This window comes from Aquisalimonas asiatica, from assembly GCF_900110585.1.
GTDB classification, from domain to species: domain Bacteria; phylum Pseudomonadota; class Gammaproteobacteria; order Nitrococcales; family Aquisalimonadaceae; genus Aquisalimonas; species Aquisalimonas asiatica.
In genome coordinates, this window is the sequence record NZ_FOEG01000005.1 from 83,350 (window position 1) to 98,149 (window position 14,800).

General features: G+C 66.2%; 16 protein-coding genes. 4 read left to right on the forward strand and 12 right to left on the reverse strand.

Annotated features, from left to right (window positions below; translation table 11 throughout):
* Positions 1 to 24 precede the first annotated feature (24 nt).
* From tolB to BMZ02_RS12415, 12 genes are all read right to left on the reverse strand, one after another.
* On the reverse strand, positions 25 to 1,314 hold the full coding sequence (tolB, locus tag BMZ02_RS12360; protein WP_091644295.1) for a Tol-Pal system beta propeller repeat protein TolB: 1,290 nt from the start codon (positions 1,312 to 1,314) through the stop codon (positions 25 to 27).
* Positions 1,315 to 1,316: 2 nt separating this feature from the next.
* A complete protein-coding gene (gene tolA / locus BMZ02_RS12365) occupies positions 1,317 to 2,300 on the reverse strand; it encodes a cell envelope integrity protein TolA (RefSeq protein WP_091644298.1) in 984 nt (327 codons plus the stop codon).
* Positions 2,301 to 2,306: 6 nt separating this feature from the next.
* Positions 2,307 to 2,738, reverse strand: a complete 432-nt coding sequence (tolR, locus tag BMZ02_RS12370; RefSeq protein WP_245754031.1) for a protein TolR — start codon at positions 2,736 to 2,738, stop codon at positions 2,307 to 2,309.
* A 3-nt stretch (positions 2,739 to 2,741) separates the two neighbouring features.
* A complete protein-coding gene (gene tolQ, locus BMZ02_RS12375) occupies positions 2,742 to 3,446 on the reverse strand; it encodes a protein TolQ (RefSeq protein WP_091644301.1) in 705 nt (234 codons plus the stop codon).
* On the reverse strand, positions 3,436 to 3,846 hold the full coding sequence (ybgC, locus tag BMZ02_RS19225) for a tol-pal system-associated acyl-CoA thioesterase (protein WP_281244340.1): 411 nt from the start codon (positions 3,844 to 3,846) through the stop codon (positions 3,436 to 3,438). The genes tolQ and ybgC overlap by 11 nt, the downstream gene beginning before the upstream one ends.
* A 233-nt stretch (positions 3,847 to 4,079) precedes the next feature.
* Positions 4,080 to 5,435, reverse strand: a complete 1,356-nt coding sequence (locus tag BMZ02_RS12385) for a sigma 54-interacting transcriptional regulator (protein WP_091644306.1) — start codon at positions 5,433 to 5,435, stop codon at positions 4,080 to 4,082.
* A gap of 16 nt (positions 5,436 to 5,451) precedes the next feature.
* Complete coding sequence (locus tag BMZ02_RS12390; protein ID WP_091644308.1) at positions 5,452 to 6,024, reverse strand: hypothetical protein; 573 nt, start codon at positions 6,022 to 6,024, stop codon at positions 5,452 to 5,454.
* On the reverse strand, positions 6,021 to 7,466 hold the full coding sequence (locus BMZ02_RS12395; protein WP_091644311.1) for a HAMP domain-containing sensor histidine kinase: 1,446 nt from the start codon (positions 7,464 to 7,466) through the stop codon (positions 6,021 to 6,023). The genes BMZ02_RS12390 and BMZ02_RS12395 overlap by 4 nt, the downstream gene beginning before the upstream one ends.
* A 4-nt stretch (positions 7,467 to 7,470) precedes the next feature.
* On the reverse strand, positions 7,471 to 8,523 hold the full coding sequence (gene ruvB / locus BMZ02_RS12400) for a Holliday junction branch migration DNA helicase RuvB (RefSeq protein ID WP_091644314.1): 1,053 nt from the start codon (positions 8,521 to 8,523) through the stop codon (positions 7,471 to 7,473).
* 42 nt (positions 8,524 to 8,565) lie between these two features.
* Positions 8,566 to 9,168: a Holliday junction branch migration protein RuvA gene (ruvA, locus tag BMZ02_RS12405; protein WP_091644316.1), complete on the reverse strand. Its 603-nt coding sequence runs from the start codon at positions 9,166 to 9,168 to the stop codon at positions 8,566 to 8,568.
* Positions 9,165 to 9,671, reverse strand: a complete 507-nt coding sequence (gene ruvC, locus BMZ02_RS12410; protein ID WP_091644319.1) for a crossover junction endodeoxyribonuclease RuvC — start codon at positions 9,669 to 9,671, stop codon at positions 9,165 to 9,167. The genes ruvA and ruvC overlap by 4 nt, the downstream gene beginning before the upstream one ends.
* Before the next feature lie 9 nt (positions 9,672 to 9,680).
* The gene (locus tag BMZ02_RS12415; RefSeq protein WP_091644322.1) at positions 9,681 to 10,424 is read right to left on the reverse strand and encodes a YebC/PmpR family DNA-binding transcriptional regulator; all 744 of its coding nucleotides are present in this window, start codon (positions 10,422 to 10,424) and stop codon (positions 9,681 to 9,683) included.
* 311 nt (positions 10,425 to 10,735) lie between these two features.
* Between BMZ02_RS12415 and BMZ02_RS12420 the strand changes: the two genes are divergently transcribed.
* The 4 genes from BMZ02_RS12420 to BMZ02_RS12435 all read left to right on the forward strand — a co-directional run bounded on the left by BMZ02_RS12420 (position 10,736) and on the right by BMZ02_RS12435 (position 14,781).
* Positions 10,736 to 11,947 (forward strand): substrate-binding domain-containing protein, encoded by a 1,212-nt coding sequence (locus tag BMZ02_RS12420; RefSeq protein WP_091644325.1) that lies wholly within the window; start codon positions 10,736 to 10,738, stop codon positions 11,945 to 11,947.
* A 126-nt stretch (positions 11,948 to 12,073) separates the two neighbouring features.
* Positions 12,074 to 12,853: an ABC transporter ATP-binding protein gene (locus BMZ02_RS12425; protein WP_091644328.1), complete on the forward strand. Its 780-nt coding sequence runs from the start codon at positions 12,074 to 12,076 to the stop codon at positions 12,851 to 12,853.
* Positions 12,854 to 12,899: 46 nt separating this feature from the next.
* On the forward strand, positions 12,900 to 13,625 hold the full coding sequence (locus BMZ02_RS12430) for an ABC transporter ATP-binding protein (protein WP_091644329.1): 726 nt from the start codon (positions 12,900 to 12,902) through the stop codon (positions 13,623 to 13,625).
* 13 nt (positions 13,626 to 13,638) lie between these two features.
* Positions 13,639 to 14,781 (forward strand): branched-chain amino acid ABC transporter permease, encoded by a 1,143-nt coding sequence (locus tag BMZ02_RS12435; RefSeq protein ID WP_216110831.1) that lies wholly within the window; start codon positions 13,639 to 13,641, stop codon positions 14,779 to 14,781.
* Positions 14,782 to 14,800: the final 19 nt, after the last annotated feature.

Sequence of the window (14,800 nt, forward strand, 5' to 3'; positions counted from 1 at the left end):
CGTTCAATCATCGTTGTAATGGTTCTACTGCGGCGACCAGGCCGGTTCCCGCAGCGTGCGGCCTTCCGTGGCCATGATGTGGCGTGCCTCGCCATACATGGAGGCCGTACCGAGAACGCCAACGCCATCCTGGCGAGTGGCGTAGACCAGCAACGCACCGTTGGGTGCAAAGCTCGGGCTTTCGTCGTGGGGCCCCTCGCTGACCACCCGGAACCGGTCGCGGTTGAGGTCCTGCACGGCGATGCGGAAGCCGTCGTCGGTGCGGTGGACCATGGCCAGCTGTTCGCCGTCCGGGGAGATGTCCGGGGAGGCGTTGTAGGTGCCTTCGTAGGTGATGCGCTCCACGTTGCCGCCGTCGGCGTCGACCCGGTAGATGTTCGGGTTGCCGGCACGGTCGGAGGTGAAATAGATGCTGTCGCCGTCGGGGCTCCAGGCGGCTTCCGTGTCGATGCTGTGGTGGTTGGTGATCTGGGTGGTGGAGCCGGTCTCCACGTCCAGCGCGTAGATGTCCGTCTGGCCGTCCTTGGACAGGGTCACCGCCAGGGTGCTGCCGTCCGGGGACCACGCCGGTGCGCTGTTCAGGCCCCGGAAGCTGGCGATGTTGTCACGCTCGCCGGTACGGATGTTCTGCACGAAGATCTCCGAGCGGCGGCCCTCGAAGGAAACGTAGGCCAGGCGTTCCCGGTCCGGGGCCCAGGCCGGGGAGAGCAGCGGTTCCGAGGAGGTCAGGATCGACTGTGGGTCGTGCCCGTCGGCGTCGGCGACGATGAGCTCGAACTCCCGCTCGTCCCCGCTTTCGTCGATCGCCACATAGGCCACCATGGTGTTGAAGGCGCCGGGGCGGTCCAGCAGTTCCTCGTGGATGCTGTCGCTGATGACGTGGGCCACCGCCCGCAGGGAGCCGGGCTGGACACGGAAGGAGCGGCCGAGCATGCGGTCGCCGGTGAATACGTCCAGCAGCTCGAAGCGGACCTGAAAGTTGTCGCCGTCGCGCCGGGTTTCCCCCACCACCAGGTTGTCGACCCCGAGGGCGCGCCAGTTCTCGTAGCGCACGTCATCGCTGCGGGTCGGGTTGTCGATGAACTCCTCCTGGGGCAGCGGATCGAACTGGCCGCTGCGCAGCAGGTTGTTGCGGATGATGGTGGCGATGTCCTCCGGTGGTGCCTCACCATCGTCACCGAACTCGGCGACGGCGATGGGCAGCGCCGCTTCCGCGCCCTGGGTGATCTCCACTACGAGTTCCGCTTTTGCCAGCCCGGGAAGTAACCCGAGGGTGAGCGCGGCGGCGGCCAGTGCTTTCAATCGTGGATGCATGATTATCCGTCCGGGTTGAATCGGAAAACGAAATGCTCGAGGCCGGCGCGCTGGAAGACCTCTTCATCGTCAGGGACCGTCAGTGGCGAGGCGCGCCGGATGGCGTTCTCGGCGGAGCGGTCAAAGGACGAGCTGCCGCTGCTGCGCGCCACTTCGGTGCTGACCACTTCGCCGTTGGGTCGCAGGCGGACTCGCACGTCGGTGACCAGCCCCTCATCGGTGCCGGGTGGCCGTGACCAGGCGCTTTCCACCTCTTGCTGCCAGACGCGTTGCAACCGGGTGGTCTCGCGTTCCGCTCGACGGGCAAGCTGCTCTTCCCGCGCCTGCCGCTGGAGCTCTTCCTCGCGCTCGCGCTGTGCCTCTTCCTCGGCACGCCGGCGCGCCTCTTCCTCTTCCTGGCGGCGGCGCTCCTCTTCCTCGGCCTGCCGCTGCCGTTCCGCCTCTTCCTCCTGTCGCCGCCGTTCCTCTTCCTCCTGGCGTCGACGCTCTTCCTCGGCCTCCTGCCGCCGGCGTTCCTCTTCGGCTTCCTGTCGCCGCCGCTCTTCCTCTTCGGCCTCGCGCCGGGCTTCCTCTTCCGCACGCCGCTGTTCTTCGGCCTCCTGGCGTTGCCGCTCGGCCTCGGCTTCCCGCTGAGCCTGCTCCTCGGCTTCCTGCTGCCGCTGGCGTTCTTCCTCCTGCCGCTGGCGCTCTTCCTCTTCGCGCTGGCGCTGCTCTTCTTCCTCGCGCTGCCGTTGTGCCTCGGCTTCCGCCTCACGCTCCGCCTGTCGTTGCGCTTCCTCGGCGGCACGCTGGCGTTCGCGCATGGGCTCCAGCGCCGTGTCCTCGTCGATGGCGAGGGCGTTGATGACCTCCGGCGGTTCCTCGTGCTCCTGGGTCACCATCGGGCCGCTGAACTGGACGAGAAACAGGCCGAACAGCGCCGCGTGCGCCACGGTCGAATAGATCACGTAGCGTGCGGCGGACAGTTTCGCGAGCCAGTCTGCCATCGCTGATCAGTCGTCCGATGGTGGTCGGGTCATGAGGCCCACCTGTGGCACGCCGGCCTGCTGCAGCATGGACATGGTATCGAGCACCCGCCCGTAGGGCACCTGTTCGTCGCCGCGCACGAGCACGGGTGTGTCCGGGCTGTTGCGCATCACCCGGCTCACCAGGTCGACGACCTCGCTGGCACCAACGGGCTCGTCCGGGTCCGTGCCAATACTGACCAGCAGTTCCCCGTCGCGGTTCACCGTGACGATCACGGGATCGTCCTCCTCCGGGGGGAGCGGCTCGGCCTCGATCCGGGGCAGGTCCACGTCGACGCCCTGGTAGAGCAGGGGGGCGGTGACCATGAAGATCACCAGCAGCACCAGCATCACGTCGATGTAGGGCACCACGTTGATCTCGGACATGGGTTTGCGTTTGGCGCGGTAGGCGCGGCGCATGGTTCAGTCCCGTTGTTCCTGAGGTGTCTGCGAGGCCTGCGCGTGGGCGTGACGCTGGAGGATGCTGATGAACTCCTCCATGAACGTCTCGTAGCGGCCGCACAGGCGTTCCACCGAGCTGGCGTAGCGGTTGTAGCCGATGACCGCGGGAATGGCTGCGAACAGCCCCAGTGCCGTGGCAATCAATGCCTCCGCAATGCCGGGAGCAACCGTGGCGAGCGTCGCCTGTTGCTGTGTGCCCAGGGCGCGGAAGGAGTTCATGATGCCCCAGACGGTACCGAACAGGCCGATGTAGGGGCTGGTCGAGCCGACGGTGGCAAGAAAGGGCAGGTGCGACTCCAGTTCGTCCTCCTCGCGCGCGAGGCTGATGCGCATGGCCCGCTGCGATGCTTCCACCTGCGCTTCCGGGGAGGCGCCCTGCTTGCGCATGCGGGAGAACTCCCGGAAGCCGGCGCGGAACATCCGTTCCATGCCGCCGTTGGCCTCTTCGGACGAGCCCACCCGTGCATAGATCTCGGCCAGGTTGCCGCCGGACCAGAAGTGATCCTCGAACTCCTCGGCGGTCTCCACGGCGTCATTGACCACGGCGCGCTTGCGGAACATCAGCGCCCAGGATGCCACCGACGCCAGCACCAGAATCAGCATCACCGCCTGAACCAGCAGACTGGCATCGAGTACCAGCTGGAGGATGGACATCTCACCTTGCATGCTGCATCTCCGCTCGAATCATTTTCGGGATGGGGCGCGGCCGGAACGCCCGGTTATCGATACACGCGACCGTCAGGCCGGCATCACAGAGTCGCGTGTCCTGGTCTGCGGCCAGGATCTCCTGATGGAACGTCATGCTTGCGCCGCGCGCCTGCCGGACGTCACAGGTCACGACCAGCTGATCGTTGAACCGTGCCGGCTGATGGAATCGCAGGTTCATGTCATGGACCACAAACACCAGGCCGTGTTCATCGCGGAGCCGGTCCTGCTCGAAGCCCAGTGCCCGCAACCATTCCGTGCGCGCCCGCTCGAAGAACTTGAGGTAGTTGGCGTGGTAGACGACCCCGCCCGCGTCGGTGTCTTCATAGTAAACCCGTATGGGCCATCGAAATTTGGTCACGTTCACATTTACCTGCAAGGCCGGAGAATCGGATCGCGAGGAAGTCGCCCAATTTAATGCCAACCCCCGGGAGCGGCAACCGGCGCGGTGCCGGTGTCGCTCCGACGGGGTGTCGCTTGAGGGCGACGTTTTTTGGCGCTCCGCCCGCCGGGGCGCCGGACGGAAGGACTGAGCGTGTCGCCGCCTGGCAACACGCCCGGCCGGTTCAACGGCCTGCCCGGGCCGCATGCCGTTCAGCGATCCTGGGCCTTGAACAGGGATGGGTCGATCTGGTGTCGGTGCAGGAGCTTGTAGAACTCGGTGCGGTTACGCCGTGCCAGCCGCGCTGCCTGGCTGACATTGCCGCCGGTGGTCTGGAGCAGGCGCGCAAGGTAGTCCTTTTCAAAGCGGCGGCGGGCATCCGCGAAGGGCAGGATCGAGCCCGGCTCGTCGCGCAGGGCGGACTGCACCAGGCTGTCCGGTATCACCGGCGTAGTGGAGAGGGTCACGGTCTGTTCAACCACGTTGTAGAGCTGGCGCACGTTGCCGGGCCAGGGCGCACTGACCAGCCGCTCCATGGCGTCGGGCGCGAAGCTGCGGGCCAGCTTGTCGTACTTCTGTGCCAGGGTCTGGAGGAAATGGTTGGCCAGCAGCGGGATGTCCTCGCGGCGGTCCGCCAGGGCGGGCAGCTCCAGGGAGACCACGTTCAACCGGTAGTAGAGGTCCTCGCGGAAGCGCCCCTCCTGCATTTCCTCGTCGAGCTGGCGATGGGTCGCGGAGATGATGCGCACATCAACGGGCACGGACGAGGTGGCGCCCACGGGGCGGACCTGGCCCTCCTGCAGGACGCGCAGCAGTTTGACCTGCAGCGGCTGCGGCATGTCACCGATCTCGTCCAGGAACAGCGTGCCGCCGTCGGCGGCCTGGAACAGGCCCTGGTGGTCCTGCGTTGCGCCCGTGAACGACCCCTTGCGGTGGCCGAACAGTTCGGACTCCAGCAGTGGTTCGGGGATGGCGCCGCAGTTGACCGCGATGAAGGGCTGCTCCCGGCGCCGGCTGGCCCGGTGCACGGCCTGGGCCAGCAGCTCCTTGCCGGTGCCGCTGTCGCCGCGGATGAACACGCTCGCGTCGGAGTCGGCGACCATGCGCGCCTTGCTGAGCACGTTCTTCATGGGTGCGCTGCGGGAGATGATGTGCTCGCTCCAGTCTTCCGCGGCGGGTGCGTCGTTGCTCTCGGAGCCGCCGGAGACCTCCAGTGCGGCGGCCACCTGTTCCAGCAGTTTCTGGCTGTCGAACGGTTTGGTGACGAAGCTGAACACGCCGCTGCGGGTTGCCTCGACTGCATCCGGAATCGAGCCGTGCGCCGTGAGAATGATGACCGGCAGGGTGGGGTGGTCCTGGTGGATGGCCTCGAACAGCGCCAGCCCATCCATGCCGCCCATGCGCAGATCGGTAATGACCACGTCCGGGCGCGCGGCGGACATGTTCGCCAGCGCTTCCTCGCCACTTTCGGCGGCGGTCACGGTGTATCCAGCTGATTTCAGACGGATGGACAGGAGCCGGAGCAGGCCCGGGTCGTCATCCACCAGGAGAATGCTGCGCCGCTTCATTCGTTTGCCTCCTCGCTCAATCGCGGCCACGCTCGATAATGCTCCGCTCAATGGCCTTGAGGGCCTCGAGCTGCTCTTCAAGTGCGGCATTGCGTGATCGCTGTTCATCAAGTGCTGCCTCCAGCTCCGTCATTCTTGACGACGTACCAGCCAGTTGCTCGTGAGCGTCATGCAATACTGATGCCAGGGCGGCATGTGCCGGGTGGATGTCGGTGGCATCCCGGCAGGCCTGGAGCCCGTCCAGGGCCGCATCGTCGAGGCTGCCGTTCGGCTCCAGGCGGCTTGACACAAGGGCCAGGCGCAGATGGTCCATTGTGCATTCGGAATGGCGAACCCGGCCGTTCAGCCGTTCATGCTCCGCCTGCAGCATGGTCGCATTCATCCGGTCGACCATGAGCGCGTAGTCGATGAGGTCTTCATCGAGCTCATGAGTGTCCCCGTTGGGCGACACTTCACAGTACTCCGCTGTCTTGCACCACTGCTCCGTCATGGCCTGGCACCCACCCAGCAGCAGCGTGATGGTGACCAGACCGGCGATGCGCCACCCGCGCACCGGGCTGGCGTTCCGTTCCGTCGTGTTGATGTTCATTGACTTGTCGACCCTGCATTGAGCGGCAGGTCCACCCTGATCCGGGTTCCCGCCTGCCCCGGTGATTCCAGATTGATCGAGCCCCCGTGGGCTTCTGCGTAGTCCTTGGCAATGGACAGACCCAGGCCTGAACCCTTGACGTATCCCTCGGCCCGGATGCTGCCCTGGAAGAAGGCGTCGAACACGGCGTCCTGCTCGTCCGCTTCGATGCCAGGCCCTTCGTCGGCCACTGTCAGCGCGACCCCGTCACCGTCGCGCGTCAACCCAACGTGGATGCGCCCGCCCGTGGGCGAGAACTTGACTGCGTTGGACAGCAGATTGTCCACGATCGTGCGGAGCTTTTCAGCGTCCGCACGGATGTGGATGTCCTGCAGCTCCGTCTCGAGCTGCAGATCTTTTGAAAGCATGGCAGGTTTGTGGTTTCGGGCCACCTCTTCGATCAGGGGGGCCAGCCGCGTGCGTTTGATGTCCATGGCCATGGCCGTATCCCGCGCCGTGCTGAAGTTCAGCAGGTCCTCGATCAGGTGCTGGAGCTGCTGGGTGTTGCTGGCGAGAATGCGGGCAATCTCCTGCTGCTCGGCGTTGAGCCGCCCCACGGAGCTGTCCTCCAGCAGGTCCGCCCCTTCGCGGATGGCGGTGAGCGGCGTCTTCAGCTCGTGGGAGACGTGGCGCAGGAAGCGGGCCTTCTGCTCCTCAAGATCCAGCAGGCGCTGCCGTAGCCAGTCGAGGCGTTCGCCCACGTATTGCAGGTCCTGGGGGCCGGCGACCTGGATCGGCTGCTGGAAGTCCCCGGTGCCCATGCGGCGGATGATGCGGTCCAGCTGCCGGATGGGCCGTGCGATCAGGGTCGTGAAGAACCCCACCGAGACAATGGTGAGTGGCCCCAGGGCGACGGCCAGCCAGAAGAGCAGCTGCTGGGCGCGCGTGGCGGTCTCCTGCATGGTCCGAACCTCCCGGTCGACCATGCGGTTGCTGCCCGAGAGGACGTCCTGCCCCAGCTGGGTCAGCTCCATGAACTGGCGTGCCAGCGCGATCTGATCGGTTTCCCCGCCGTCGTAACCGGAGATCTGTTCGTAGACGTACCGTTCGGCGTCGATGAGGTCATCCACCCGCTCGCGGTGTGCCTCGTCCAGCGGGAGCCTGTGCAGGCGCTGCGCGGTCTCCTGGAACTCCTCGTGCGCATCCTCGACGTTCTCGAGAAATTCCGGCTCCTCCAGGATCAGGTATTGCCGGCCGCTGCGCTCCATGGTGGTCACCAGGTCGATAAGCTGCCGGCTGGCCGTGATGGCCTGGACAGCCTGGTAGACCGCGTGCTGGCTCTGATTGGCCAGCCGATCCACGTACAGCCCTGCGTACCCCAGGGCGATGATCAGCGGCAGGCTGACAAAGCCGAAACCGTAGAGGATCAGCTTCAGCGTGGATTTGGGCTGATACAGGCTCATGGTGTCAGGCGTCCGTGTCGTCGGCGAACAGGTCGCCGGATGGTGCGTCCGTTCGTGGCGGCGGTGCCAGGCCGAAATGGCGGTAGGCGGTGGCCGTCGCCATGCGGCCCCGCGGCGTGCGCATCATGAAGCCGCGCTGGATCAGGAAGGGCTCCAGGACTTCCTCAATGGTGCCCCGCTCCTCGCCGATGGCGGCAGCCAGATTGTCCACGCCCACGGGGCCGCCGTCGAATTTCTCGATGATGGTCTGCAGCAGGCGGCGGTCCTGGTCGTCGAAGCCGGAGTCGTCCACGTTGAGCATGCGCAGGGCCTGGTCGGCCACGGCCACGGTCACGTGGCCCTCGGCGCGGACTTCCGCGTAATCGCGCACCCGGCGCAGCAGCCGGTTGGCGATCCGCGGCGTACCCCGCGAGCGGCGGGCGATCTCGCGGGCGCCGTCCGGGTCCATCTCCAGCGCCAGCAGGCGCGCCGATCGGGTGACGATGCCCGCGAGGTCATCCTCACCGTAGTATTCCAGCCGCTGGGTGATGCCGAACCGCGCGCGCAGTGGTGCCGTGAGCAGCCCGGCGCGGGTGGTGGCACCCACCAGGGTGAACGGCGGCAGGTCGAGCTTGATCGAGCGCGCCGTGGGGCCTTCGCCGATCATGATGTCGATCTTGTGATCCTCCATGGCCGGGTAGAGGACCTCTTCCACCACGGCGCTGAGACGGTGGATCTCGTCCACGAACAGCACGTCGTGGGGCTCCAGGTTGGTCAGCAGTGCCGCCAGATCCCCTGCCTTCTCGAGCACCGGGCCGGAGGTCTGGCGCAGGTTGACGCCCATTTCATTGGCGACGATGTGGGCCAGCGTGGTCTTGCCCAGCCCGGGTGGGCCGAAGATGAGCAGGTGGTCCAGGGCGTCGCCGCGCCGGCGCGCGGCCTCGATGAAGATCTCCAGCTGCTCGCGCACCGTTGGCTGGCCGACGTAGTCCGCGAGCTGTTTCGGGCGGATCGCGCGGTCCAGCGCCTCGTCCTCCGGAGAGGCATTGGCGGTGACGACGCGGTCGGATTCGATCATGGGATCATCCTGTCCTCGGTGGGCGCTGGGCGCGTAAACCCTTTATTTTACGGATTTCTGTAGCGCTCTGCGTATCAGTTCTTCACTGGGCACGTCCGGTTCGTCAACGTTGTTGACCAGCTTGCTGGCCTCGGCCGGCTTGTAGCCCAGGGCCACCAGCGCGCTGACGGCGTCGGAGGCGGCGTCTCCGGCCGCTGCCCGGGGCGCCGCGGCGCCCGGTTGTGAAGGGCCGCCGCCGGTCAGTGTCTTGACCCGGTCCTGCATCTCGATGACCAGCCGCTCGGCGGTCTTGCGGCCCACGCCGGGGGTCCGGGTCAGCCGGCTGACGTCCTGGTCGTGCAGGCACTGGATGAACTCATCCACACGCATGCCCGAGAGCAGGGTGAGACCGAGCTTCGGACCCACCCCGCTGACCTTGATCAGTGCCCGGAACAGCTCGCGCTCACGCCCGGTGGCGAAACCGTAGAGGTTCTGCCCGTCCTCGCGCACGGCCAGGTGTGTATGCAGCGACACGGTTCCGCCGACGGCGGGCAGGTCGTAGAAGGTGGTCATGGGGGCCTGGACTTCGTAGCCCACGCCGTGCACGTCCACCAGCAGGTTGGGAGGCTGTTTCTCGGCAAGTATGCCGGTAAGACGACCGATCATGGCCGGCTCTCCTGAGTGTTGTGGATACGTTGCTGCAGAGGTGTCTGGTGGACATGGCAGAGTGCCACGGCGAGCGCGTCCGACGCGTCCTCGGCCAGCGGCGCGTCGATGCCCAGCAGCTGCCGTACCATGTGGGCAACCTGCGCCTTGTCGGCGCTGCCGGTGCCCACCAGCGCCTGCTTGACTGCGCGCGGCGTGTACTCGGCCACGTCCAGGCCGCTGGTGGCACCGGCACAGATGGCGGCGCCCCGGGCATGACCCAGTTTGAGCGCGGAGCTGACGTTCTTCTGCACGAAGACCTGCTCCACGGCCATGATCGCCGGTTGATGGGTGGCGATGAGCTGGGCCAGGTCCTCGAAAATGATCCGCAGCCGTTCCGGGAACGGGGCCTCCAGCGTGCGGATGACGCCGCTGTCGACGTAGTGGTAGCGGCTGCCGTCGGCATCGACCACGCCGAAACCGGTCAGGCGGGAGCCCGGGTCGATGCCGAGAACCCGTGTCATTGCGCCGGCCTACGCCTGGGCGTAGGCGTCCTCCTCGATGTCCGCGTTGTGGTAGACCCGCTGGACGTCATCCAGGTCCTCCAGCCGCTCCAGCAGCTTGACCATCTTCACGGCGTCGTCGCCGGTGAGGCTGACCGTGGTGGCCGGGCGCATGGTGACTTCGTTGTCCGCCGGCTCCAGGCCGCCCTCCACGAGCGCGTCCCGGACCTGGATGTAGTCCTCCGGCGATGTGAGTACCTCGATGGAGCCGTCGTCATTGGTGATGACGTCCTCGGCGCCGGCCTCCAGCGCCAGCTCCATGACCTGGTCCTCGTCGGTGCCGGGCTCGAACATGATGACGCCCGCATGGCTGAACAGGAACGCCACCGAGCCGTCGGTGCCCATGTTGCCGCCGTGCTTGCTGAACGCGTGGCGCACCTCGGAGACCGTGCGGTTGCGGTTGTCGGTCATGGCTTCAACCATGATCGCCGCGCCGTTGGGGCCGTAGCCCTCGTAGCGGAGCTCCTCGTAGACGGCGTTGTCGTCCTGTCCGGAGGCCCGCTTGATGGCGCGTTCGATGTTGTCCTTGGGCATGTTCACGGCGAGCGCCCGATCCACCGCCAGGCGCAGGCGCGGGTTGGTGTCCGGGTCGGGATCGCCGAGGCGTGCCGCCACGGTGATCTCGCGGATCATCTTGGTGAAGATCTTGCCCCGTTTCGCGTCCTCGGCCTTCTTCTTGTGCTTGATGTTGGCCCACTTGCTGTGACCTGCCATGCCAAGTCCTCGTCCTTTCGTCCAGCGATGGAAGCGCACCTGCGCCAATGGGCTGAGAGCTTAGCACGACGGCCCGGGCCGGTTCAGGTGCAGCGCCGTGGTGCCCGTTGCGCCCGGGGTCTTGCATCCGGGCCGGAGAGGGCATAGTCTTGGAGGTGACGTCGGTGTCATGTTGGTGTTTTTCCATCCGCCCGATAACGGCGGAAAGCTCGGTGAAACAAGGCGATCGGCGCGACAGATAACTGAATCAGTGCTCACATTCCGGGGCACATAACAACAATGCTCACCTGGTGACCAGGGAGGAGAAGGCCATGAAACGTATCCTGACTACCGCGGCGGTTGCCGCGTCGGCGCTCACGGTCGGCCACGCCTCGGCCGATTCCGTGCGCATTGCTCACGTGACCGGGTTTTCCGGTGCCCTGGAGGCCTACGCGGAACAGACGGCACGCGGGATGGAGATGGGGTTCGAGTACGCAACCGACGGCTCCATGGAGGTGGAGGGCCGCGCCATCGATCTCATGCGCAAGGACGACCAGGGGGACCCCTCCCGGGCGCGCGCGCTGGCCGAGGAGGCCTACGCCGAGGATGACGCCCACTTCGTGGTCGGCTCCATCGCCTCCGGCGTTGCCCTGGCCATGCTGGACGTGGCCGAGGAGTGGGAGCGGATCATGATCCCCGAGGGTGTCGCCGACGGCATCACCGGCGCGCGGCACAACCGCTACGTCTTCCGCATTGGCCGCAACTCCTCCCAGGACGCGGTCTCCAACGCCGTGGCCGTCGGTGGCGAGGGAGTCTGTGTGTCGACCATCGCCCAGGACTATGCCTTTGGCCGTGACGGTGTGGCGGCCTACAAGGAAGCCATGGAGGCGGAGGGTGGCGAGATCGTCCACGAGGAGTACTTGCCCACGGACGCCACCGACTTCACCGCGGCGGCGGAGCGGCTGTTCGAGTCCCTGCGTGACCGGGACGATTGCAACGACAAGTACATCTTCGGCATCTGGGCTGGCCAGACCAACCCGTTCGGCCGCATCCAGGACCTCAACCCGGAGCGCTACGGCATCACCATGAGCACCGGCGGCAACATCCTCCCGGCCATGGTCGGCTACTCGGACTTCGACGGCATGGAAGGGGCCACCTTCTATTACTACGAACACACCGAGAACGACATGAACCAGTGGCTGGTGGATGAGCACTATGAACGCCACGATGCCGCGCCGGACTTCTTCACCGCGCAGGGGTTCTCCCAGGCCATCGCCATCACCGAGGCGCTGCGGGCAACCGGCGGCTCCACCGATACCGAGGATCTGATCGACGCGTTCCGCGGGCTGGAGTTCGACACGCCCAAGGGTGCCATGCGCATCCGGCCGGAGGATCACCAGGCCATGCAGTCCATGTTCCACTTCCAGATCGAGGCGCAGCGGCGCAGTGACTGGTTCGCCGGTGACGACGAGCAGACCGTCGGCGTACCGGTACTGGTGCGCGAGATCCCCATGGACGAGCTGGACATCCCGATCCGTAACTGATCGGCGACCGTCCGGCACGGCAACCCAGGACTGCGACCCGTCTCCCGGGTCGCAGGCAGCACCGCCGGGGCCGCTCCGGCCACCGGTGGTGCTGCCACCGACTCCGCCTCACGATCGAGAAGGCTTATGGCATCGGAAAATCCCGTTATCGAGTCCCGGGATCTGACTATCCAGTTTGGTGGTCATGTGGCCGTCAATCAGGTCTCCTGCGCGTTCTATCCCGGCACCCTGACCTCCATTGTCGGGCCCAACGGCGCCGGCAAGACCACCTGGTTCAATCTGATCTCCGGGCAGCTCAGGCCCACCAGTGGGCAGGTTCTGCTGCATGGTGAGGATATCTCCCGCCTGCCGGCGCCGACCCGGGCGGACAAGGGGCTGGGGCGCGCGTTTCAGCTCACCAACCTGTTCCCGAACCTGACCGTGCTGGAGAACACCCGCCTGGCCGTCGCCTCGCGCTACAACATTGGCTACAACTTCTGGCACATGGCCGCCCGCCGTCAGGACATCACCGACAGGGCCATGGACTACCTCAGGCAGGTCCGGCTCGAGCACCGGGCCGACGCCATTGCCAACGGTCTTCCCCACGGTGACCAGCGCAAGCTGGAGGTCGGCCTGCTACTCGCGCTGGAGCCGGAGGTGTTCATGTTCGACGAGCCCACCGCCGGCATGAGCGTGGACGAGGTCCCGATCATTCTGGGCCTGATCGCCGACATCAAGGCGCGACAGGACAAGGTCGTGCTGCTGGTGGAGCACAAGATGGACGTGGTGCGCAGCCTCTCCGATCGCATCGTCGTGCTGCACAACGGCGAGCTGGTTGCCGACGGCGAGCCGGCCGAGGTGATCGCCTCGCCGGTGGTCCAGGAGGCCTACCTCGGGGTCGCGCAGGACGAAACGGAGCAGGTGTGACGCCCCGGCCAGGGGGTTGCCATCTTGACGGATGAGGGACGCGAACATGGCTGAGCCATTGATGAAACTGTCCGGCGTCCATGCGGACATCGGCCAGTACCACATTCTCCACGGCGTTGATCTCGAACTGCCGAGGGGGGAGCTGACGGTATTGCTGGGGCGCAACGGCGCCGGCAAGAGCACCACACTGCGCACGATCATGGGCCTCACTGACGTGCCGCGCGGGCGCGTCGAATTCAAGGGCGAGGACATCACCGGGTGGCCGACCCCGCGCATTGCCCGCAGTGGCATCGCCTTCGTGCCCGAGGACATGGGCATCTTCCAGCTCCTGTCCGTGCGCGAGAATCTCGATCTGGCCGCGGCCAGCGGACCCATCGACAAGGAGCGCCTGGAATGGGTGTTCGGGCTGTTTCCGGCGCTGAAGAAGTTCTGGCAGACCGACGCCGGCAACCTGTCCGGCGGCCAGAAGCAGATGCTCGCCATCGCCCGCGCCATCATCGAGCCGCGGGAGCTGCTGCTGGTGGACGAGCCCACGAAGGGGCTGGCGCCCTCGATCATCAACGACCTGCGTGACGCCTTCCGCGAGCTCAAGGACCAGGAGGCGACCATCCTGCTCGTGGAACAGAACTTCAATTTCGCCCGTGCGCTGGGCCAGACCGTGGCGGTCATGGACGACGGCCGGGTCGTGCATGCCGGCAGCATGGCGGCCCTGGCCGAAGACGACGCCCTGCAGCAGGACCTGCTGGGGCTGAGTCTGGGCGCGCACCAGTAGGGGGAGTGGACCAATGACCACAGAAACAAGCGTGTTGCAGGACACCCGGCCAACGCCGGGAGTGCGGCAGCGGCTGGCGGCGTTCCGCCAGGGGTACCCGCATTTCTTCCTGCTCGGGCTCCTGGTGGGCGTCATGCTGATCCTGGCGCTGGTGCCGTATCAGCTGGTTGCCGGGCCGTGGCTGCGTGCCGGCGAGGATGTGCCGTACCTGATCCAGTACTTCCGCATGGGCACCACCACGTGGTTCGTGCTCACGGTCAGCGGCATGGCCATGGGGCTGCTGATCTTCATCATGTCCTCGGGCATGACCCTGACCTTCGGGCTCATGAGCGTGCTCAACCTGGGGCATGGTGGCTTCATCTCGTTCGGCGCCTTCTGCGGCGCCACCGTGGTCGTCTACTTTTCGGCCTGGGGGGCGAGCGGCAACCTGTTTCTCACCATCGCCGTCCTGATGCTGGCGTGCTTCTACGCCATGCTGATCACCGGCGCCCTGGGGGTGTTCTTCGAGCGGGTCGTGATCAAGCCCGTTTACGGCGATCACCTCAAGCAGATTCTCGTGACCATCGGCGGTGCCATCATCCTGATGGAGCTCATTCACGTGATCTGGGGCGCGAGCGATGTGCCGGTTCCCCGGCCACAGCTGTTGCGCGGTGCCGTGATCATCGATCAGGCGGTCCCGTTCATCGGCGGTGCAGCCATCGAGATCTACCGGCTCATGGCGGTGATCGTGGGGTTGATCCTCTACGGCCTGATGCTGCTGATCATCAACAAGACCAAGGTCGGCGTGCTGATCCGTGCGGGCGTGGAAAGCCGCGAGATGGTCGAGGTCCAGGGCTACCGCATCAACCTGCTGTTCCTGGCCGTGTTCGTCGCGGGCTCGGCGCTGGCCGGCCTGGGCGGCGCCATGTGGGGCATGTACGAGCAGATCGTCAATGCGCACATGGGTGAGCACCTCATGATCATGGTGATCGTGGTCATCATCCTCGGCGGCCTCGGCTCCATCACCGGCTGTTTCTACGGCGCCATCCTGGTGGGCCTCATCAATCTCTACGTGGGGTACCTGGAGCCGCGGCTCGCGGGGATTGCCACCGTGGGGTTGATGGTGGCCGTGCTCATGTGGCGGCCGCAGGGCCTGATTCCGGTGCTCCGGCACTGACCTGATACGGGGAGAAGGA